General features: G+C 66.6%; 18 protein-coding genes. 13 read left to right on the top strand and 5 right to left on the bottom strand.

All coding sequences use genetic code 11. The features are described 5' to 3' along the window. Nucleotides 1-51 precede the first annotated feature (51 nt). From ABD768_RS28990 to ABD768_RS28965, 6 genes are all read left to right on the top strand, one after another. Nucleotides 52-1,008 (top strand): helix-turn-helix domain-containing protein, encoded by a 957-nt coding sequence (locus ABD768_RS28990; protein WP_344845862.1) that lies wholly within the window; start codon nucleotides 52-54, stop codon nucleotides 1,006-1,008. Between the two features lie 168 nt (nucleotides 1,009-1,176). Then, the gene (locus ABD768_RS28985) at nucleotides 1,177-2,007 is read left to right on the top strand and encodes an alpha/beta fold hydrolase (protein WP_344845860.1); all 831 of its coding nucleotides are present in this window, start codon (nucleotides 1,177-1,179) and stop codon (nucleotides 2,005-2,007) included. Nucleotides 2,008-2,027: 20 nt separating this feature from the next. Beyond that, entirely contained in the window at nucleotides 2,028-2,873 is an 846-nt protein-coding gene (locus ABD768_RS28980; RefSeq protein WP_344845857.1) for an alpha/beta hydrolase, read from the top strand. 93 nt (nucleotides 2,874-2,966) lie between these two features. Further along, a complete protein-coding gene (locus tag ABD768_RS28975; RefSeq protein ID WP_344845855.1) occupies nucleotides 2,967-4,625 on the top strand; it encodes an FAD-dependent oxidoreductase in 1,659 nt (552 codons plus the stop codon). A 110-nt stretch (nucleotides 4,626-4,735) separates the two neighbouring features. Continuing rightward, nucleotides 4,736-5,260 (top strand): carbonic anhydrase, encoded by a 525-nt coding sequence (locus ABD768_RS28970; RefSeq protein ID WP_344845853.1) that lies wholly within the window; start codon nucleotides 4,736-4,738, stop codon nucleotides 5,258-5,260. Nucleotides 5,261-5,312: 52 nt separating this feature from the next. Continuing rightward, complete coding sequence (locus tag ABD768_RS28965) at nucleotides 5,313-6,368, top strand: MBL fold metallo-hydrolase (RefSeq protein ID WP_344845850.1); 1,056 nt, start codon at nucleotides 5,313-5,315, stop codon at nucleotides 6,366-6,368. 148 nt (nucleotides 6,369-6,516) lie between these two features. Here the strand turns inward: ABD768_RS28965 and ABD768_RS28960 are convergent, their stop codons facing one another. Together ABD768_RS28960 and ABD768_RS28955 are read right to left on the bottom strand one after the other, a co-directional pair. After that, nucleotides 6,517-7,323 carry an alpha/beta hydrolase gene (locus ABD768_RS28960; protein ID WP_344845848.1) on the bottom strand — a complete coding sequence of 269 codons (807 nt, stop codon included), beginning with the start codon at nucleotides 7,321-7,323 and terminating at the stop codon, nucleotides 6,517-6,519. A 60-nt stretch (nucleotides 7,324-7,383) separates the two neighbouring features. Then, nucleotides 7,384-8,271 (bottom strand): NmrA family NAD(P)-binding protein, encoded by an 888-nt coding sequence (locus ABD768_RS28955; RefSeq protein ID WP_344845846.1) that lies wholly within the window; start codon nucleotides 8,269-8,271, stop codon nucleotides 7,384-7,386. Nucleotides 8,272-8,958: 687 nt separating this feature from the next. On the opposite strand from ABD768_RS28955, the gene ABD768_RS28950 reads away from it, so the two are divergent. The 3 genes from ABD768_RS28950 to ABD768_RS28940 are packed head-to-tail and all read left to right on the top strand — an operon-like array spanning nucleotide 8,959 to nucleotide 12,905. Beyond that, a complete protein-coding gene (locus ABD768_RS28950) occupies nucleotides 8,959-11,049 on the top strand; it encodes an MMPL family transporter (protein ID WP_344845844.1) in 2,091 nt (696 codons plus the stop codon). A gap of 39 nt (nucleotides 11,050-11,088) precedes the next feature. After that, a complete protein-coding gene (locus tag ABD768_RS28945; protein ID WP_344845842.1) occupies nucleotides 11,089-12,264 on the top strand; it encodes a sensor histidine kinase in 1,176 nt (391 codons plus the stop codon). After that, nucleotides 12,261-12,905 (top strand): response regulator, encoded by a 645-nt coding sequence (locus ABD768_RS28940; protein WP_344845841.1) that lies wholly within the window; start codon nucleotides 12,261-12,263, stop codon nucleotides 12,903-12,905. Before ABD768_RS28945 ends, ABD768_RS28940 begins: the two co-directional genes overlap by 4 nt. Nucleotides 12,906-13,071: 166 nt before the next feature. On the opposite strand, the gene ABD768_RS28935 is transcribed toward ABD768_RS28940, so the two are convergent. Continuing rightward, entirely contained in the window at nucleotides 13,072-13,725 is a 654-nt protein-coding gene (locus ABD768_RS28935) for a GntR family transcriptional regulator (protein ID WP_344845840.1), read from the bottom strand. A gap of 159 nt (nucleotides 13,726-13,884) precedes the next feature. On the opposite strand from ABD768_RS28935, the gene ABD768_RS28930 reads away from it, so the two are divergent. The 3 genes from ABD768_RS28930 (at nucleotide 13,885) to ABD768_RS28920 (ending at nucleotide 16,769) form a co-directional block, all read left to right on the top strand. After that, nucleotides 13,885-14,589 carry an alpha/beta hydrolase gene (locus tag ABD768_RS28930; protein WP_344845838.1) on the top strand — a complete coding sequence of 235 codons (705 nt, stop codon included), beginning with the start codon at nucleotides 13,885-13,887 and terminating at the stop codon, nucleotides 14,587-14,589. A gap of 54 nt (nucleotides 14,590-14,643) precedes the next feature. Next, nucleotides 14,644-15,297, top strand: a complete 654-nt coding sequence (locus ABD768_RS28925) for a trimeric intracellular cation channel family protein (protein ID WP_344845836.1) — start codon at nucleotides 14,644-14,646, stop codon at nucleotides 15,295-15,297. A gap of 116 nt (nucleotides 15,298-15,413) precedes the next feature. Next, a complete protein-coding gene (locus ABD768_RS28920) occupies nucleotides 15,414-16,769 on the top strand; it encodes a choice-of-anchor Q domain-containing protein (protein WP_344845835.1) in 1,356 nt (451 codons plus the stop codon). A gap of 246 nt (nucleotides 16,770-17,015) precedes the next feature. On the opposite strand, the gene ABD768_RS28915 is transcribed toward ABD768_RS28920, so the two are convergent. Together ABD768_RS28915 and ABD768_RS28910 are read right to left on the bottom strand one after the other, a co-directional pair. Then, on the bottom strand, nucleotides 17,016-17,495 hold the full coding sequence (locus tag ABD768_RS28915) for a nuclear transport factor 2 family protein (RefSeq protein WP_344845834.1): 480 nt from the start codon (nucleotides 17,493-17,495) through the stop codon (nucleotides 17,016-17,018). Nucleotides 17,496-17,539: 44 nt separating this feature from the next. Further along, nucleotides 17,540-18,790, bottom strand: a complete 1,251-nt coding sequence (locus ABD768_RS28910) for an aspartate aminotransferase family protein (RefSeq protein WP_344845833.1) — start codon at nucleotides 18,788-18,790, stop codon at nucleotides 17,540-17,542. 88 nt (nucleotides 18,791-18,878) lie between these two features. Between ABD768_RS28910 and ABD768_RS28905 the strand changes: the two genes are divergently transcribed. Further along, complete coding sequence (locus tag ABD768_RS28905) at nucleotides 18,879-19,787, top strand: LysR family transcriptional regulator (RefSeq protein WP_343969552.1); 909 nt, start codon at nucleotides 18,879-18,881, stop codon at nucleotides 19,785-19,787. Nucleotides 19,788-19,915: the final 128 nt, after the last annotated feature.

Below are 19,915 nucleotides of genomic sequence, written 5' to 3'. Positions count from 1 at the left end.
ATGTAGTTTGGTGAGCCTGACAAGTGGACCGATGGATCGGACGTGAACGGCATGACGGTCATACTCGACGCGCGAAGCCTGCCGCCGGCCGATCGGGCCGAGGCGGTGCGCGAGACAATCGCCAACACGATCGTCCGGGTCGAGATCGACTTCCCCGCCGCGGCTGGACCCGCTGCCGCCTACGGGGCGATCAGCCAGCTGGGCCAGCTCACCGTGTGTTCGGTCCGTTCGAACGCGGTCGCTGTGGAGCGGACGCCTGCCTTGGCCCGGGACGAGTTGGCTCCGAGCATCTTCCTCGGCCTCCAGCTGTCCGGTTCCAGTCTGGTGGTGCAGGGCAGCCGCGAAGCGGTGCTGAAACCGCAAGAGCTGGTGATCTACGACTCGACCGTGCCGTACACACTGGCCGACGCCGAAGGCATCCGCCAGCACTTCTTCCGGATCCCGATCACCGCGCTTGGGCTGCCGCACGACACGATCAGGCAGCTCTGTGGCATAACGCTCTGTCCAGGGCATCCGATCGCTGACCTTGCCGGCGCCTATCTGCACAGGCTCGCAAGTCGCCCTGACATCTACGACCATCCTGACGCGGGCTCGGTGAGCCACCCGAGCATCGAGTTGATCCGCGCACTCCTCACCACCCACCTGGACGCCACCGCCCTTGGGACGGAACCGCTGCAGGCGACGCTCCAGCTACGGGTCCTCGAGTACGCGCGTGCCCGGCTGGGCGATCCTGGTCTGAGCGCCGCCCAGATCGCGGCCGAGCACCACGTCTCGGTAAGGCACCTCTACAACGTCCTCGCCACTGGGGGCATCTCGCTGGGTGACTGGATCCGCGAGCGGCGCTTGGAGGGATGCCGCGAAGACCTCGCGAGTCCTGGGCTTCGATCGCTGACCATCGCGGCGGTCGCCAGGCGATGGGGGTTCACCGATCCGTCCAATTTCGGCCGCGTCTTCCGTACCGCGTACGGGCTCTCTCCGCGCGAATGGCGGAGCCTGGCACACCAATAGCAACGCTCGATCCCGTTCTCCACTGCGCTGATCTGCACTTCGTGCACGGTCGTCTGCAGGGTGTGCACGACGTCGATCGGGAAGCGCCGGCGGCGTGCCGCGCGACTTAGCGTCTTCACTACCGGGCTGTTCGGCCCGCGTGACGCCCGAGGTCAGTGGAGAGCGAACATGCCGTACATCACGGTGGGCAAAGAGAATTCAGGGGACATCGATCTGTACTACGAGGACCATGGTGTGGGGGCGCCGGTTGTCCTGATCCACGGGTATCCGCTCGATGGGCGGTCCTGGGAGAAGCAAGAGGCTGCGCTGCTGGACGCCGGCTTCAGGGTCATCGCCTACGACCGTCGCGGATTCGGCCGATCCAGCCAGCCCAGTGTGGGGTACGACTACGACACCTTCGCCGCCGACCTCGACGTCCTGCTCAGCAGGCTGGACCTCCAAGATGTCACCCTGGCCGGCTTCTCGATGGGCACCGGAGAGGTCACCCGCTACCTCGGCACGTACGGATCGGGCCGGGTCAACAAGGCTGTGCTGCTTGCGCCAGTGCCGCCATTCCTGTTGAAGACCGCCGACAATTCCGAGGGCCTCGACCACAGCCTTTTCGAGGGGTTCATGGCAGCGGCCACGGCAGACCGGCCGGCCTTCATGACCGGCTTCCTCGAGGCGTTCTACAACTACGACGTGTACGGCGGCAACCTGGTCAGTGAGGAACGTTTCCGTGCCAGCTGGAACACCGCCACCTCGGCATCAGCCACCGCCGCGGTGGCCTGCATCGACACCTGGCTGACCGATTTCCGCGGTGATCTCCCCAAGCTCGATGTCCCCGTCCTGGTCCTGCAAGGCGACCAGGATCGCATCCTGCCTCCCGTCTTCACCGGCAACCGGCTCCCCGGATTGATCGACGACATGTCGCACATCGTCATCGAAGGCGGCCCGCACGCCATCATCTGGACCCACGCCAACCAGGTGAACGCAGCCCTTCTCGACTTCCTGAAATAACACCACACCGAAGGAACATCATGCGCAGCATCAGAAATCTCACCCGGGCATCGATCGGTGCACTGGCCGCAGGCCTCCTGGTCCTGACCGCGACGAGCGCCTCGAGCGTCACCGCCGAGGCCTCGACGCAGCACCTCAGCGTCAAGCCCACCATCGTCCTCGTGCACGGCGCGTGGGCCAACGAGGCAAGCTGGTCGGCCGTCACCGCGCAACTGCGAACCTTGGGCTACCCTGTCGACGTCGTACCGAACCCGTTGCGCGGAGTAGCGTCCGATTCCGCCTACCTCGCGGATCACCTCGCTACCCTTCCGGGACCCATCGTGCTGGTGGGGCACTCCTATGCCGGCATCCTGATCACGAAGGTTGCCGCAGGCAACAAGAATGTCAAGGCGCTCGTCTACGTCGACGCGTACATCCCCGACCAGGGGGACACCCTCAACGGGCTCACGTGGGCCAAGCCTGGGTCGGCCCTGGCCGTCGACGACCCGCGAACAGTCTTCGACATCGTGCCGATCAACGACGGCACCGACTACGACCTGTACGTGAAGAAGGAATTGTTCCCACAGATCTTCGCGGGCGGAATCCCGGCGGCGAAGGCCACTCGGCTTGCTGCTACCCAGCATCCGCTGGCAGCCAGCGCTCTCGGCGAAATCGTAACCGGCGTACCGGCGTGGAAGACGATCCCGTCATGGGACCTGATCGGCACGGCCGACCAGGTCATCCCGCCGGCGCAGCAGGAGTTCATGGCCGATCGCGCCAATGCTCACGTGGTCAAGATCAAAGCACCGCACCTGTCGATGGTGTACCGCCCGACCGTGGTCACCGGTCTGGTCGTCACCGCAGCCACGGTGACTGCCTGCCGCTGACATCCCCAGCTTGCTCCCCGGCCGTAACGGACGGGGAGCAAGCCCCACCCGGGCACGTCCCCGCCCGGGCTCCGCACTGACCGAAGGCAGAGGATGACCGACCCCGGACCCGCATCATTCGTCTCGCCGCGACTCACCGCGCGCCAACTGGCCCGGCTGACTGCTTATGGGGTGGCCCAAGACGTCCGCGCCGGCGACGTAGTGTTCAGGCCAGGCGACCTGGCCTACGACCTGATCGTCATCGACGCCGGCCGGATCGAGATCGTCTCTCCGCCCACCCGCGATGAACCCGAGGCCGTCATCGCCACCTACGGACCCGGTGGTTTCCTCGGCGAGCTAAACCTGCTCACCGGCCAGACCGTCTATCTCATCGCCCGGGTGGTCGAATCTGGGCGGATCCACCGCATCTCCCCGTCCCAGTTCCGGCGCCTGATGGCTGACGACCCCAGCGTTTCCGACATCCTGCTCACAACGTTCCTGGCCCGCCGCGATGTGCTCCGTGGCGGGATCGCCGCCCGTGGACTCGAGATCATCGGCACCACCAGGTCAGCCGAAGCGCTGAGCCTTCGCACCTACGCTGCTCGACAACGACTGCCCCACCTCTGGCTCGACGCCGCCAGCCTCGCGGGTCACGCGATCATGACCTCGACTCCGCTTGTCAACGCGGATCTACCCGCCGTGGTCACGCCCGACCACGTGCTCCGCCGCGCGACGCCCGGCCGGCTCGCGCAGCTGCTGGGCCTGTCCTATCAAGCGACCAACGCCGAACCGGCCGACCTGACGATCATCGGCGCCGGCCCTGCCGGACTGGCAGCCGCAGTGTCTGCCGCCTCCGAAGGCCTGGACACCGTCCTGCTGGACGCCGTCGGTCCCGGCGGCCAGGCCGCCTCCAGCTCACGCATTGAAAACTACCTGGGCTTCCCCTCTGGTCTCAGCGGCGAAGAACTCGCCCAGAAGGCCACCCTGCAGGCCCTGAAGTTCGGAGCACGACTCTTCAGTCCCTGCGAAGTCATCGATCTCGACTGCACGGGGGCCTACCTGCGAGTCGTCCTCGCCGACAGTACCGCTATCGACACACGGGCCGCGCTGATCGCCACCGGCGCCCGCTACCGAGCGCTGCCACTCACGCGCTGGGCACAGTTCGAAGGCGCCGGCATCTACTACGCCGCCACCAAGCTCGAAGTACAGGCTTGCGCCGGCGGACCGGTGACAGTCGTCGGCGGAGCCAACTCAGCGGGGCAAGCCGCCCTCTACCTGGCGTCCCACGGCTGCACAGTCACCCTTGCCGTTCGCGGCGATGACATCAGCACCGACATGTCGGCCTACCTCGTCGACCGAGTGGCCTCCGATCCCCAGATCACTGTGCGGACGTCGACCGAGATCAGCGGCCTCGCAGGCCGAGCGACCCTCGAGTCCATCAATCTCACAGACCACGTGACAAGTACCAGCATGGAACTGCCCTGCCGCGGCCTGTTCTGTTTCATCGGCGTTGACCCAGCCACTGCCTGGCTCAACGGGCTCGCCGTCGACACCGACGGCTTCATCCGCACCGACGCGCAACTGAACCCGCACGCACTGGGACAGGTCTGGACGATTCTCGGCCGCGCGCCGTTGCCGTTCGAGACAAGCATCCCTGGTGTCTTCGCAGCCGGCGACGTCCGCGTCGGCTCTATGAAACGAGTCGCCGCCGCGGTCGGTGAAGGCACCGGCGCTGTCAGATCGATCCATGCCGCCATCGGGGTCTCACTGTGAGGCTCCAACCAGGATCGGCACACGTACCTTCCTCAACACCTCAACCACTACCCCTGACTCAAGGAGACCGCAATGGACGCCATCGAAACCCTGACCACCCGGAACCAGCGATGACCGATAGCCACGACCTGACCGTCCGCAATGCCGAGTTTGCCGCCGAACGGTTCACCCCTGGCATGACCCTCAGCCCCAGTGGCAATCTGACGGTCGTGGGGTGCGTCGATCCGCGCGTCGATCCGGCGTACGTGCTGGGAATCGAACTGGGTGAGGCCGCGGTGATCCGGAACGTCGGCGGCCGGATCACCCCTGCGACCCTGCGCACCATGGCCATGCTCGCGAAGGTCGGCGAGGCGAATGCGGCCGGCAGACGTCCCGGCGAGTGGAATCTGGTCGTCCTGCACCATACCGATTGCGGTATGACGGACCTCGCTCCATTCCCGGCTCTCCTGGCGGAGTACTTCGAGATCCCGGCCCACGACCTCGACACCAAATCGGTCAGCGACCCGTTCGGCTCGGTCCAAGTGGACGTCGAGGTCATCAAGAAGGCACTCCGAGACAGCGGATTCTTGGTGTCCGGCCTGGTCTACGACGTCGCTACCGGTCTGATCGAAACGGTCGTCCCGCCCAGCCACTGAGCACCGACTGTGGTCCACCGCCGCACCGCGCACAACTACGAAAGCAGGAACCATGTGCGACTCAACGAACGCGACTCCGCGCGACGCTGCCGAGTCCGCGCCGCGGCCGGTCGAGGGCGAGGCGGTGGACCCGATCAGCCTCCTGCCGGTCGACGAAATCCGCATCACGACCCTGGTCGACAACGCCTTCGACGCATTGCTGACCAGTGACCAGAGGGCCACCCGAACCGGTTTCGGCCCAGCAGATACTCCGGCCGGCCAGTTCGAGACCGGTCACACCTCGGTCGGCCTCATGGCCGAGCACGGATTCTCAGCGCTGGTGACGGTTCGTCGTGGCGAGCGGGAAACGAGGCTGCTCTTCGACGCCGGCCTCTCACCGACGGCGATGGTGAGCAACGCCGATCGCCTGGAGATCGACCTGACCACGATCCACGGCGTTGTTCTCAGTCATGGTCACTTCGACCATGCCGGGGGCCTGGCCGGGTTGGCCGGAAGACTCGGCCGTAACAAGATGCCAATGGTCCTCCACCCCGAGGTCTGGACCCGGCGCAGACTGCTGGCGCCGGACGGCGGATACGAGATGCCTACGCTCAGCAGACGAGCCCTGACCGGAGAGGGATTCGATGTCATCGAGCGACGGCAACCGTCGCTCCTGTTGAACGGCAGCGTTTTGATCACCGGCGAGATCGACCGCACCACGGACTTCGAGCACGGCATGCCGGCTCAGCACCAAGCCTGGACCGGTGCAGAATGGCGGCACGACCCCTTGGTCATCGATGACCAGGCACTGGTCGTACACCTGCGCGGCCAGGGGCTGGTCGTCCTCACCGGATGCGGCCACGCCGGGGTGGTCAACATCCTGCGACATGCGCAACGACTGACCAGTGTTGACCGTGTCCATGCGGTGATCGGCGGGCTGCATCTGAGCGGCCCGGCGTTCGAACCCGTCATCGCACCCACCGTCGCCGCACTGACCGAGCTCGCACCACAACTGATCGCGCCGGGACACTGCACAGGATGGCGGGCTCAACATACCCTCGCCGCAGCACTCCCCGACGCCTGGATGCCCAGTAGCAGCGGCACCACCTACCGGCTGATCAGCACTTGACCAAGTGTGCCGCCGGCGCAATCCGTTGCACCGCTCGGTTCGTCCACCGCAAGCAGACACCCGATGGACAACCTCTCCAGGATCTCGACTCGTGGTCTCGAAGGAACACCCCGTCGTTCGCGCCCGACACTTCCGCGGGCGGCTCAGCCTAGAACCGTTTGCTGTCGAGCCAATCCAGAGCGACGTCGGCGACGTCCCTCCATCCGTTGTCGATCGTGAGCGAGTGGCCGCGACCGTCGAACACGTGGAAGTCGGTATCGGCCGGCCCCTTGGCATAGAGGTCGAACACCTGCTGTGTGACCTTGAGGGGTACGACGTGATCCTCGGTACCCGAGGTCAGCAGCAGCGGCCCGCGGTCAGCGACGTGTGTGTCGACTGTCGCCGCAGAGTGCCGGGAGAAGTTGGCGCCGGCCTCTTCGAACAGGGGGCGTCCCGCACCTGGAATCGACCAGTTGGCGTGCAGGGCATCGGATTCCTCGTCGGTGAGTGTGTTGCCGAACGCGTAGCGAAACTGCTTGGCAGTCAGCGCGACGGCCCGGTGACGGTTCGCCGGATTGCTCAGGACGGGAAAGGCCGACTTCAGTTGCGCGAATGGGAGGGCTTTGGCGCCCTTGATGGCGGCCGAGTCGATCGCGACGGCAGCTGCGGCGTGGCCAGCGGCCAGAAGTTCCTGACCGATCAGCCCGCCGAAGGAGTGCCCGATGACGATCGGCTGGGGGGCAGCAGGGTCGATGAGGCGTGCGTAGTGGTCGACGATGTCAGCGATGCCGATGTCATTCATCGCGTCGGGATTGGCGCGAGTCTCCTGAACAGAGGGAGAATCGCCCGGCCAGCCCGGCGCCGACGCCCTGTAGCCGTTGTGCTCGAACAACTCCAGCCAAGGCTGCCAGGCGCTGGAGTGGATCCACAGCCCGTGGATGAAGATGATCGGGTGGGCTCTGCTGGTTGATGTCATCGGAGTTCCTTCGGGTTCGGTAGGGCGTTGGGGACGTGAAGTACCGGGCAGGCGAGCTGGCTACGACGCGTCGCCGACCGGTCCGCGCGGTGCGAACTCGTCGAGGTGAAGCCGGACGAAGTCGCGAATGCTCATCGGAGCGACACCGGTGATGTCTTCCACAGTGGTGTTGGTCGATTCGAAGACACCGTTCGCCAGATCGTCAGCGACAGCACCAATGTGTTGGGCAAAGAACGTCGAAAGGTAAGGGATGTCGGTGACGATGGCTTGGAAGTCCGCGATCGGTATCGGGTAGTAGGAGATCGTCCGTCCAAGAGCGTCGCCGACCGCCTCGGCGATGGTCTTGCCTGTCATGACCTCCGGTCCGTTGAGGTAGTAGACCTGCCCTGCGTGGGGGCTCGGATCGGCGAGCACGGTGGCGATGACCCTCCCTTGATCCTCAGCAGCGATGGGCGCGAACCTTGACTCGCCGAACGGCAGAGCCAGCACACTCGTGTCGATGATGCGGTCCACCTGACCGGCATACAGCAACCAGTCGGCGAACAAGCTCGGGCGCAGGTGAGTGACCGGTACGTCGGCGGTGTCGAAAATCCGTTCGGCGATCCAGTGGTTGAAGGACGCATGGCTCTTCGATTCGCGACGGGCAGGACGCTGCGACATGTTGACGATGGCGCGCACACTTGCTTCCCAGGCCGCCTGCGCAAAGTAGGCGGTGGCGTCGATCAACCGCGGGTGCACCGGGTAGACAAAGTACGCCGCATCGACAGCGTCCATGGCTGAGACCACGCTGTCGAAGTTGAGCAGGTCACCGATCACAACTTCGGCGCCGAGTTCACGAAGTCGCTCGGCGCGGGCATCAAGTCTGTGCACCAGCGCGCGAACCTCGACGTCGCTGCCGCGGAGGGCTTGGACGGTGGCCAGCCCTGTTGACCCGGCCGCGCCGGTCACCAGTATTCGTGTCATCACGTGCTCCGATCGATCTGCGGATGCGTCACGTCGACAGGAAGGGAGCCGACGCCCGGTAGTGATCAGTAACAGCGCGACTGCCGCCGACGCGTCGCCACGAACTCAACGTCGCACCCCAGCATTCGTCTGCGTCCCATCGGGACGCCCGACGTCGCCGTGCCGAATGACCTAGACCGACCGTAGGGCGCCGATGCGCGCCGCGCGGCGCTGTGAAGCAATGGCGTGCACTCGGCGCATACGATCGTGCACAGGATGACGCCTGCTCGAAGCGGACCCGGCAGGTCCCGCCGCCGGTGAGGGCCGATGACTGACCTGGAAAACGCGGCATCCCGAGCTGGACCGACAGAGGCGGGATCGATCGCGGCGCTTGCGTTCGGGGTTTGCGGGTGATCGACTGACGCACCGCGCCATGGATGCGCTGTCCGCTCGGATGGAAGAGAGGCCACCCGCACCCGATGGCATGATCGGCGGCGAGGATCCAGGACGTGTCTCGGGAACGGGGTCGGCGTGTCCGAATCCCCACCGTTCGCTACGCCGAGTCGGGTGTCGTCGTCGACCGCGGTGGGTCTTGTCGGCTCTCTGAACTGGGGCCGTACTCCGTGCGGAGTACGGCGAAGTGTCTGCTGTGGCCGGACGTTTCAGACCTGTCGGGTTGACAGCGTGGTTGCCATGACTTCTCAGCTACGGGCGCCCGGCCACTCCGGTGCCGATACCCGACCGAAAAGATCACGGGGCAAGAGCGTGCTGCCGTGGTTCATGCTGGCTGTGTGGATCGGGCTGCTGGTCGGCGGCTTCTCGCTTGCCGGCAAGCTCGACTCGGTGACTCGCGATGGACAGGCCGACTACCTGCCTGCCAGTGCCCAGTCGACCAAGGTGCTCCAAGCCGAAGCCAGGCTGCCCGGCGGTGAGAACGGTCTGCTCGTGGTCGTGTACGAACGACCCGGCGGCCTTCGACCAGGCGACCGGGAGGCGGTCGTACGCGGTCACGCCGAGCTGGCGAAGCGATTCGGCAGCGACACCGGCGCACCGCCCCAGATCATCGACTCCGCCGACGGCACAGCCCTGATGTACACGCTGCCGCTCGACCGGAAGGCGATCGACGAGGAGGCTCGTGCCACCGCCGAGGCGCGTGACCTTCTCGCCGGCCGGCCGAACGGTCTGAATGCCTATGTCACCGGTCCGACCGCGCTAGGGGCCGACATGGACGAGGTCTTCGATGCCGTCGACGCTACGTTGATGCTCGCTACCGCCGTAGTGGTGGCGATCCTGCTGATCCTGACGTACCGCAGTCCGCTGCTGTGGCTGGTCCCGCTCACGGCGGTCGGGGTCGCGGCGATCATGTCGATGGGTGTTGTCTACGCATTCACCCAGATTTTCGACTTCACCGTGACGAGCATGAGCTCGGCGTTGCTGATCGTCCTGGTCTTCGGCGCGGGCACCGACTACGCCTTGCTGGTCGTGTCTCGCTACCGCGAGGAGCTGCACAACCACGAGCGGCCGATCGACGCGATGCTGGCGGCGCTGCGTGGGGCCGGCCCGGCGATCCTCGCCTCGGCGGCGACGGTGGTAGCCGGCTTGTTGTGCCTGCTGGCCGCGGATCTCAACAGCACCAGCGGTCTCGGCCCGGTGGGTGCGGCTGGCATCGGGTCCACGCTGCTCGTCATGTTGACGCTTTTCCCGGCCCTGCTGGTGGTGCTTGGGCGCCGGGTCTTCTGGCCGTTCGTGCCGCGACTCGGGGTGGAGGCACACGCATCTGGTTCTCGGTGGGCTCGGCTCGGCGAGCTGGTTGCGCGCCGCCGCGTGGTCAGCTGGGCGGTGCCGCTGGTCATCTTGGGCGGTCTCGCGCTGGGCACAGTGGGAGCCACCGGGTCGCTTCCGCAGCTGGACCAGTTCGCCCGTTCGACGCCGGAGTCGGTGACCGGGGCGAAGCTGATCGAGGTGCGCTACCCCGACCAGAGCGGTCAGCCGCTCACCGTGATGAGCCGGCCGGACCAGAGCCGCGAGGTCCTGGCCGCCGTCAAAACGACACCGGGGGTTGCCGAAGCCGAGATCGGCCGGACCAGTGATGACTGGGTGGAGATCTCCGCGCTCCCGGTCGACTCGCCGGAAAGCGCGGGTGAGACGGCAACGATCAAGCGGCTGCGGGAGCACGTACGCGAGGTCGCCGGCGAGGCCGCGCTGGTCGGTGGGCCGAGTGCCGAGAAGCTTGACGAGGCCGAGACCAACAAGAGCGACCGCAATCTGGTGATGCCGCTGATCCTGCTGGTGGTGCTCACCATCCTCGGGCTGCTGCTGCGGGCGATCGTGGCTCCGCTGGTACTGGTCGCCACCGTCGTGGTGTCGTTCTTCGGAGCCCTCGGACTGTGCAACCTGGTGTTCGACCACGTGCTCGGTTTCGCCGGGTTGGAGTCGTCGGTGCCCCTGATCGGGTTCCTTTTCCTGGTCGCACTCGGGGTCGACTACAACATCTTCTTGATGACCCGGGTCCGTGAGGAGGCCGCCCGGCACGGCACTGTCGAGGGCACGAAACGTGGCCTCGCGGTGACCGGTGGCGTGATCACCTCGGCCGGCGTCGTGCTCGCGGCGACGTTCGCGGTGCTCGCCACGCTGCCGCTCGTCATGCTCGTCGAGATTGGGATACTGGTCGCCGTCGGCGTGCTCATCGACACCTTGCTGGTGCGGTCCATCGTGGTTCCCGCACTGACGATGTCGCTGGGTTCGCGGATCTGGTGGCCCAGCAAGCTCTGGCGCATGGGATAGGACTGTGTCGATGACCCTGTCGATGACACTGGGTGAACGATGACGGCGCTCCGTCCGTCAGTAGCCGATCGGCTGCTGACGGCGGCGGCGTTCGTGCTCGGCGTCGTCGTCGCGGTGACGATCCACGCGGTCGATTTCGACGGCGAGCGAAGCGTGGATCTGTGGGCGATCGCCCTCCTGGGCGCGATGTCGGCGCCGTTGCTGGCCCGCCGGCGCCAGCCGATCCTCGTAGTCCTCGCGGTCCTCGTCGTGTCGACGCCGTACCACATCCTCGACTATCCCCACGAGGCCACGATGCCGGCCTCACTGGTGGCGGCGTTCACGGCGGCGCGCCACAGCGCGCCACCGCGGCGGGCCACCGCCGTCCTGCTGGCGGTGGCCGCGGTGACCGTGCCGGTCCTCGCCGACGAGGCGTCGGGGGCACCTGACGATGCTCTCCTCGGCGTCGGCTGGCTGTTCATGGCCTTCTTCGCCGGGCTGGCGGTCCGCTTCCATGAAAACTGGAAGGCCGCCGTCACCGCGCGGGCCGAGCAGGAACGTGCCGACGAGGTCGAGCGGCGGGTCGCCGAGGAGCGGGTCCTGATCGCTGCAGAGCTGCACGACGTCCTGGCTCACGGCCTCGCGGTCGCGAACGTCCAGGCGTCCGTCGCCGCGCACTTGATCGACCAACTGCCGGGGCGCGGGGATGCGTCGCTGCAGGAGCTGTCCAGCACGCTGCACAGCCTGTCGGACACGAGCGGGGCCACACTCCGCGAGCTGCGTGCCGTTCTGGACCTGCTGCATGGTGGCGATGCCGAGCCAACCGCGCCGGCGCCCCACCTCGGCGAGCTGCATCGTCTCGTGGAGATGGCCGAGGCGGCCGATGTCCGGGTCGACGTGGAAGCTGACGGGCTCCCGGGCGAGTTACCGTCGACGGTGTCCGTCGTGGCCTATCGGATCATCCAGGAGTCGCTCACCAATGTCATCCGGCACTCGAAGGCCAGGCACGCGACCGTCCGACTCGCCCAGAACGGCCACCGGCTGCGGATCGCGGTCGTCGATCACGGGCCCGCGCGAGCGAGCTCGACCGTAACACCGGCCGGCTTCGGGATCGCCGGGATGACAGGGCGAGCACAGGCCGTCGGCGGCGAACTGTCCGCCGGCCCGGGCGAGTCCGGAGGATTCGAAGTACGGGCCAGCCTGCCGCTGCCGGAGATCTGGCGGGTGCCCTCGTGATCCGGGTCCTGCTCGCCGACGACCAGACCCTGGTGCGCGGCGCGTTCGCCCTGCTGGTCAATTCCGCTGACGACATGGAGGTCGTCGGAGAGGCCGGCACCGGAGACGAGGCGGTGACACTGACCCGGGACCTGCGCCCCGACGTCGTCTTGATGGACATCAGGATGCCGAGCACCGACGGCATCGAGGCGACCCGGCAAATCACTGCCGACGACCGATCGAGCAGCAGCAAGGTGCTGATCCTGACCACGTTCGAGACCGACACCAACGTACTGCGCGGCCTTCGCGCGGGGGCGTGTGGTTTCCTGCCCAAGGACACCCGTCCGGACGCGCTGCTGGACGCCATCCGCACCGTCGCGGCTGGGGAGGCGCTGCTGTCGCCCGGCGCGACCAGGGCGGTCATCACCCGCGCGCTGAGTCGCCCGGACGCCCCTGCGCCTGAACGGCTGGCCAGCCTGACGGCGCGCGAACACGAGGTGCTTCGCCTGGTCGCCGCTGGCCGAAGCAACCAGGAGATCGCGGACGAGCTGGTCGTCAGCCCGCTGACCGCCAAGACTCACGTGGCCCGCATCCTGGCGAAGCTGGGCGCCCGCGACCGGGTCCATCTCGTGATCGCCGCGTACGAAGCCGGGCTCCCCTAGGCTGGGCCGGTGCGGCGGACTGCCAGGCCGTCGATCTGGTAGACCTTGCCGGCTGTTCTGGTGGTCAGGAGCACCGATCCGGTCAGGAAGGCCGACGGGACCGGCATCGGCACGACCGCCTGGTACACGAGTGACGGGTTGCTGAGATCAACGATGCCGACCTCTTCTATTTGGGGGTTTCGTCGGTTGTGAGGGTGTGCCAGAGGTCGAAGGCCAGGGCGGCTGCGCCGGGGGCGTCGCCGGATTCGATCAGGGTGATCAGGTCGTTGTGGCGGGCGACCGAGGATTGGCCGTCGGCTTTGAAGCGGGTTCGTTCGGCTCGGCGGATCAGGGGGTCGAAGCGTTCGAGGGTTGCTTCCAGGGCTCGATTGCCCAGGGCTGTGACGGGGATTCTGTGGAGGTCCTCGTCGGCGGTGAGGGCGGCGTCGGCGTCGCCTGATGCGACGGCCGTGGCGAAGCGATCGTTGGCGTCTCGCATTCGCTGGATGTCTTCAGGGTTGAGGTGACCGGCTACGCCTCGTACGGCCAGTTCGTGCATCGTGGCGACGACGTCTCGCGCGTCGCTCACGGCCTGGACGTCGATGGTGCTGACTGTGGTGGACCGGCCGGGTAGCGCGACTACCAGGCCGCTCTCGCCGAGGCGTAGGAGCGCTTCGCGGACCGGGGTGCGGCTGACACCCAGCCATTCGGCGAGGTCGCCGTCCTTGAGTTGCTCCCCGGGGGCGAACGTTCCGTCGACGATCGCGTCGCGGAGGCGCCGGTAGACGTCGTCGCGCAGGAGGGTTCGGTCGACGGCTGGACCGCCCGAAGGAATCGGCATTGCAACATATTGCACGCACAATCCGTCACGCCGTGAATCCTCGGCGGCTCTTGCGCTGGTCGATACGCACCAATATATTGCATATCGGAGACGCGATCGCCGTCTCCGGACCAGCGATCCGCTCGGGCACTCCCGGGGCGGGAAGGAGAGGACCGGCTCATGAGCACCGACCAGGAGATCAAGAACGTCGTACTGGTGCACGGCGCGTTCGCCGACGGCTCGGGATGGCGTGGCGTGTACGACAACCTGACAGCGCGCGGCTACCGGGTGACGATCGTGCAGAACCCGCTGACCTCGCTGGAGGACGACGTCGAGGCGACCACCCGGGTCCTGGATCGGCAGGACGGCCCCACGATCCTCGTCGGCCACTCCTGGGGCGGCACGGTCATCACCGAAGCCGGTGCGCACGCGGCCGTGGCGGGTCTGGTCTACGTCTCCGCACTGGCGCCCGACGCCGGCGAGACCACCAGCCAGCAGTACGAGGGATTCGCGGCGACCCCGGAGTTCGTCATCGACGTCGTCGACGGGTACGGGTTCCTCAACCACGAGAAGTTCCAGGCCGGTTTCGCCCACGACGTCAGCGACGCGGACGCAGCCTTCCTCCGTGACACGCAGGTCCCGATCAACATGTCCGCCTTCGGCACACCGGTGAAGAACGCGGCCTGGCGGGACAAGCCCAGCTGGGCCGTCATCGCCACGGAGGACAAGGCGTTCGACCAGGCGATGCTGCAGCACATGGCGAAGCGGGCCGGCGCCACCATCACCAACGTGTCCGCCAGTCACGCCGGCTTCATCACGCAGGCAGGCGTCGTCGCCGACGTCATCGACGCTGCCGCCAAGGGTGCTACGCGCACCAGCCACTGAACCGTCTTCGAGGCCGGGATCGCGCGCGCCGGTCCCGTTCTCCGGAAGGACACCATGCCGATCACGCCGTTCCAGGTGGCGCTCTGGATCGAGCTCCTGGCCGCCGGACTCGGCGGTCTCCAAGGAGCGCTCTTCGCCGCGGGCGCCAGGTCTCGCCGCATCGACGTACTCGGTGTCATCGCGATCGGACTCGCCGTCTCGCTCGGCGGGAGTCTGCTCCGCGACCTCGTTCTCAACCAGCCGCCGGTCGTTGTCTGGAGCAACTGGTACCTGATCGTCGCGGCTGCCTCGGCGATCCTCGGTATGGTGCTGCAACCCGTGTTCGCGCGAGCGGACTGGCTGATCACCGTCCTCGACGCCGTCGTGATGGGGCTGTTCGGAGCGATCGGGGCCTCGAAGGCACTGTCCCTCGGCGTAGGCGTGGCCGGGGCCCTGGTGGTCGGCGTGATCGGAGCGATCGGCGGCGGAATGCTGCGCGACGTCATGCTGGGCCAGCCGTTCTCCTTCCTGCACGTGAGCACCCTGTACGCCGTAGCCGCGGGCGCAGGTACCGGAGCACTGGCACTGCTCGCCAAACTCGGCACCCCCATCCCGATCGCAGGGGTCGTCTGTGTCGCTGTGGCCACACTCGTCCGCCTGGCCGCCGTCCACTTCGACTGGACCTTCCCCGAACAGTTCGCAATCCCCCTGAAGCCGAAGGGCGACTGACGGACGTGCTGGCCGTGAAAATTCATTAGTATGAATCTCTTGACCTAGAGGATGACTGGGCACACACTCATCCGACAAGTCCTCAGTGAACCGCCCCACGCTGAAGGAGATTGTCGATGTTCAGTCGCCTCGCCCTGCCCCTTTTGCTCCTCCTCGGAGCGCCGGCCCCGCACGCCGCAGCAGCCACGACCGGTACGACGTACTACGTGGACCCGGCCGTCGGCTCATCCAGCAACACCGGTACCTCCGCCAGCCCGTGGCGGACGCTCGAGGAGGTCTTCGCTTCCGGTAAGACCTTCGCTGCCGGCGACATCATCTACCTCCGCAACGGCAACCACGGCAGCCCCGTGATCCGCGGTGGCGTCTCCTCGGGCGTGCGCACCATCAAGGCCGCGCCCGGGCAGACCCCGACCATGAAGACCTTGCGTTTCCAGAGCGGCGCGAACCATTGGACCGTCGACGGAGTACTGGTGTCGCCCCAGGAGGCCGACGGCTCCTTCACGACCGGCAATCTGGTCCAGGTCGACAGCGGCGCCACCGACAACGTCGTCCAGAACTCCTCGATCCGCGCCGCGAGCGACTCCTCGGCGCAGACCTGGTCCAACGATCAGTGGGTGCAGCGGAGCGGTACCGGCGTATTGGTTGCTGATAGCAACAACCAGCTGATCGGCAATCATGTCCGCAATGTGCGCAACGGCATCATGCTCGAGCGGACATCCACCGCCGGCGCAGGCGCGACCGGAGCCGTTGTCCGCGGCAATGATGTCCAGAACTTCTGGGAGGACGCGTACCGCTGCAAGGTCAGCGGTTGCCTGATCGAGAGCAACACCGCGGTCAACAGCTATGCGGTCGTACCGGCCGGCATGGAGGCCGATCCCCCACACCGCGACATGTTCCAGAGCTATCGCGGCGACGGCAGCTTCACGCCGGTGACCAACGTCGTCATCCGCGGCAACGTCTTCATCAGCCGCCAGGGCACGCGGTATCCGAACATCCCGTTCCAGCACGACGGGAAGTACACGATCCAGGGCATCAGCGCGTTCGACGGCCCGTACGACAACTGGACCATCGAGAACAACGTAGTACTGGTCGAGGTCGGTCTCGCGATGGGGCTGTACGGCATGGACAACAGCCGAATCGTCAACAACACAGTCATTCCCAACCCTTTGGGCACCGACAGCGAGATCCGCCTGACCAACCAGAAGGACGGCACCCCGTCCGACCACAACGTGGTCCGCAACAACCTCGCCCACCACTTCAACACCGGCGCGGCCACCAACACCCAACACAGCAACAACATCGAGGTCGGTACGGCGTACACCACCTACTTCGCCAACTACCCCGCCCTGGACGTCCACCTAAAACCCGGCAGCCCCGCCATCGACGCCGGCACCCCCACCGACGCCCCCACCACCGACGCCTCCGGCAACCCCCGCACCATCCCGTACGACGTCGGCGCCTACGAGTTCTGAGCCTTGAGCACCCACAGCACGGAGGCCTGTACACGAGCAACGGCGAGGCCCGGCAGGAGTTCGACCACCATCTCAGCGGCCAGACCACGCCACACCTCGACCGACTTCGGCTTTCGTCCGCCAACCTGGCGGTCGATGTCCCGTCAGCTGTCCACTGTGGCGTCTCGCTCAACGACGTCGGGGTCGACAAGACAGTCCCTCGGCGCGGTCGGGCAGAGCCGGAGCGTGCGTGGGATGGAAGGCGGGCTAGGGGGTTAGGGCGGATTGGAAGATGCCGAAGTTGCCGGTCATCCAGGTGGCGGTGAGCTTGAGGGTGGAGATTCGCCAGCCGGAAGCCGTGCGGACGAACTTGTTGGTGTAGTGGCCGTAGACGGTTTGGTCGGGGCTGCCGGTGGGGTTGGGGAGGTGATGGCGGGCTCGGACGTACGCGACGACCGTGGCGTGGTCGTCGTCTTCGAAGGTGATGACCACATTGGTGATCATGTGCTGGGTGGCTTGGAAGGACTCCATGCGAGGGGCGGTGGCCTTGACCCAGTCGTCGGCGGAGAGGCGGACCACCGGTTGGCCGAAGCCTTCGCTGAAGTCGACTTCTACCTCGTCGGTGAAGCAGGAGCGGAAGAGGTCCCAGTCGCGGGAGTCGGTGCCGGTGGCGTAGCGGAGTTGGACGTCGGCGATTTCGGCGCGGTCGAGCAGGTACCGCAGAGATGATTCAGTTGACGTTGTCATCTAAGCAGCTTAGCAGTTCAGATGACAACGTCAACACAGCGGCTTCAGGACGACAGGGCGGCGTCCAGGATTTCCAGGCCCAGGGAGAGTTCTTCTTCGGCGGCGGTGAGGGGTGGGGCGATGCGGAAGACGCCGCCCATGCCGGGGAGTTGGACGATGTTCATGTGGAGGCCCAGTTCGAGGCAGCGGCGGGTGACGGCGGCGCCTAGCTGGTCGGCATCGGCGCCGCCTAGTTCCACGCCTAGCAAGAGGCCGCGTCCGCGGATGTCGGCGATGGCTGGGTGGCGGTCAGCCAGTTCCAACAGGCCCGACCGGAGGAAAGTACCGAGCTTGGCGGCTTGTTCGTCCAAGTGGTCTCGGGTGAGGACATCCAGGACGGTGTTGCCGACGGCGGCGACCAGCGGGTCGGAGACATGGGTGGTGAAGAAGAGGTAGCCGCGGTCGTGGGCGGCCGCCTCGATCTCGGGGCTGGTGATGACGGCGGCGATCGGCAGGCCTGCGCCGAGGGTCTTGGACAGAGTGAGGATGTCCGGTACTACGCCGTCGCGCTCGAAGGCGTACCAGTCCCCCGTCCGGCAGAGCCCGGTCTGCGCCTCGTCGAGGATCAGCAGCATGCCTCGTTCCCGACACTTCTGCTGCAACGCGGCGAGATACCCGACAGGTAGATCGAGAACACCCCCGGAGCTCAGGATCGGCTCGACGATGCAGGCGGCGAGACTGCCGACGGACTGCGCGTCAATCAGCTCGAAGCCGAAGTCCAGCTGGCGTTGCCAGTCGAGCGACCCATCAGCAGCCAAGAAGTCCGGCCGATAAGTATTAGGCGCCGGGATGGCGAAGTTGCCAGGCGACGAAGGCCCGTACCCCTTACGCCCAGCGCTGTACGTCGCATTGGCCGCCGCCTGCGTCATCCCGTGCCACGACCGCGCGAACGAGACGATCTCATGCTTGCCGGTGACCAGCTTGGCCATCCGGATCGCGGCCTCGTTCGACTCCGCGCCGGTGCTGAGCAGCAGTACCTTCGACAGCGGCTCGGGCAGCGACTCCGCCAGCCGCCGCGCCAGCTCGACCACCGGCCGGCTCAGCATCCCGCTGAACAGATGGTCGAGCGTCCCGATCTGCCGCCGGACGGTGTCGACGATGTCCGGGTGCGAATGCCCGAGAATCGCGCTCATCTGCCCGGAGGTGAAGTCGAGGATCCGGCGCCCGTCCTCGGTGAACAGGAAGCTGCCGGCCGCATGGTCGATCAGATCCGGGCTGAACGCGCCGGGCCCCAGGTAGCGCACAAGATGATCCATACCCACGACGCTAAGAGCCCGGAAACCATCGCGTCCAGCACACGTTCCCGCACTTGCTGTTCACAAAAACCGCACAACAATGGCCGGTATGACGCTCAACCCCTGGCGGCTCCGGCTGCTCAACCGGCTGGAGACCCACGGCACGATCCGCGCCGTCGCCACGGCTCTCGACCTGAGCCCGTCGAGCGTCTCCCAGCAACTCGCACTGCTCGAGACCGAGACCCACACCAAGCTCCTGGAGCGGACCGGCCGCCGCGTCCGCCTCACCCCGGCCGGCCTGATCCTGGCCCGCCGGGCGCAGGCGATCCTCGATCACATGGACGCCGTCGAGGCCGAACTGCGCAGCTTCGGCACCGAACCGGCAGGCCTGGTCCGCCTCGGCGCCTTCCAGAGCGCGATCCACACCCTCGCCATGCCCGCCGTCAGCCGACTGGCCAAAAGCTACCCACACCTAGAGATCCAGGTGCTCGAACTCGAGCCCCACGAGAGCCTGGCCGCGCTCAGAAGCGGCGATGTCGACCTGATCGTCACCACGACGGACTTCGTCGAGACGCCACTCGGCCCGGACCTCGATCTCCTCCCCCTGACCACCGACCTGATCGTGCTCGTACTCCCGCCGGATCACCCGACAGCAGGCCGCGGTCCGGCCGACCTCTCCGCGTACGCCGACGAGCCCTGGGCCTTCGACCGCCCCCAGTCGTACATGGCCAACCTCACGACCCGCCTCTGCCGCCAGGCCGGGTTCGAGCCGAGGGTCGTCGGCCGATTCAGCAACTACTCGACCTTGCTCAGGCATGTCGAGGCCGGGCTGTCCGTCGCGATGCTGCCGAGCCTGGCCGTGGATCCGCGGTATCGGGTCGCCACCCGGCGTCTCGTCGTACCGGTGACGCGGGCGATCACCGCCGTCGTACGCCGGGGTGCGCCGCCGCGGCCGGCGGTGCTCACCGTGCTGGCCGCGCTGCGGCAATTAGAACAAACCACTGTGCATGAGGTCTGATGATTTCTTTCATTCTTTGATTAATGGGTCAATGATTTCTGTGTTCTGCGTCACTGTGATTTTGTATACCACCAGGTGGCGCGCTGAGACGCCGCCCGGGGCCGCCGGAATTCGGTGATACTCGGGGC

Source organism: Kribbella ginsengisoli (genome assembly GCF_039537185.1).
In the GTDB taxonomy this organism is placed as follows: Bacteria; Actinomycetota; Actinomycetes; order Propionibacteriales; family Kribbellaceae; genus Kribbella; species Kribbella koreensis.
This window is presented reverse-complemented; position numbering and strand designations above follow the sequence as displayed.

Bases quoted from the DNA above. Each gene is read 5' to 3' on its own strand.
- ABD768_RS28930 (WP_344845838.1), top strand. From the start codon at position 13,885: ATGAGCACCGACCAGGAGATCAAGAACGTCGTACTGGTGCACGGCGCG.
- ABD768_RS28920 (WP_344845835.1), top strand. From the start codon at position 15,414: ATGTTCAGTCGCCTCGCCCTGCCCCTTTTGCTCCTCCTCGGAGCGCCG.
- ABD768_RS28945 (WP_344845842.1), top strand. From the start codon at position 11,089: ATGACGGCGCTCCGTCCGTCAGTAGCCGATCGGCTGCTGACGGCGGCG.
- ABD768_RS28915 (WP_344845834.1), bottom strand. From the start codon at position 17,495: ATGACAACGTCAACTGAATCATCTCTGCGGTACCTGCTCGACCGCGCC.
- ABD768_RS28990 (WP_344845862.1), top strand. From the start codon at position 52: ATGACGGTCATACTCGACGCGCGAAGCCTGCCGCCGGCCGATCGGGCC.
- ABD768_RS28985 (WP_344845860.1), top strand. From the start codon at position 1,177: ATGCCGTACATCACGGTGGGCAAAGAGAATTCAGGGGACATCGATCTG.
- ABD768_RS28970 (WP_344845853.1), top strand. From the start codon at position 4,736: ATGACCGATAGCCACGACCTGACCGTCCGCAATGCCGAGTTTGCCGCC.
- ABD768_RS28925 (WP_344845836.1), top strand. From the start codon at position 14,644: ATGCCGATCACGCCGTTCCAGGTGGCGCTCTGGATCGAGCTCCTGGCC.
- ABD768_RS28965 (WP_344845850.1), top strand. From the start codon at position 5,313: ATGTGCGACTCAACGAACGCGACTCCGCGCGACGCTGCCGAGTCCGCG.
- ABD768_RS28980 (WP_344845857.1), top strand. From the start codon at position 2,028: ATGCGCAGCATCAGAAATCTCACCCGGGCATCGATCGGTGCACTGGCC.
- ABD768_RS28910 (WP_344845833.1), bottom strand. From the start codon at position 18,790: ATGGATCATCTTGTGCGCTACCTGGGGCCCGGCGCGTTCAGCCCGGAT.
- ABD768_RS28950 (WP_344845844.1), top strand. From the start codon at position 8,959: ATGACTTCTCAGCTACGGGCGCCCGGCCACTCCGGTGCCGATACCCGA.
- ABD768_RS28975 (WP_344845855.1), top strand. From the start codon at position 2,967: ATGACCGACCCCGGACCCGCATCATTCGTCTCGCCGCGACTCACCGCG.
- ABD768_RS28905 (WP_343969552.1), top strand. From the start codon at position 18,879: ATGACGCTCAACCCCTGGCGGCTCCGGCTGCTCAACCGGCTGGAGACC.
- ABD768_RS28935 (WP_344845840.1), bottom strand. From the start codon at position 13,725: ATGCCGATTCCTTCGGGCGGTCCAGCCGTCGACCGAACCCTCCTGCGC.
- ABD768_RS28960 (WP_344845848.1), bottom strand. From the start codon at position 7,323: ATGACATCAACCAGCAGAGCCCACCCGATCATCTTCATCCACGGGCTG.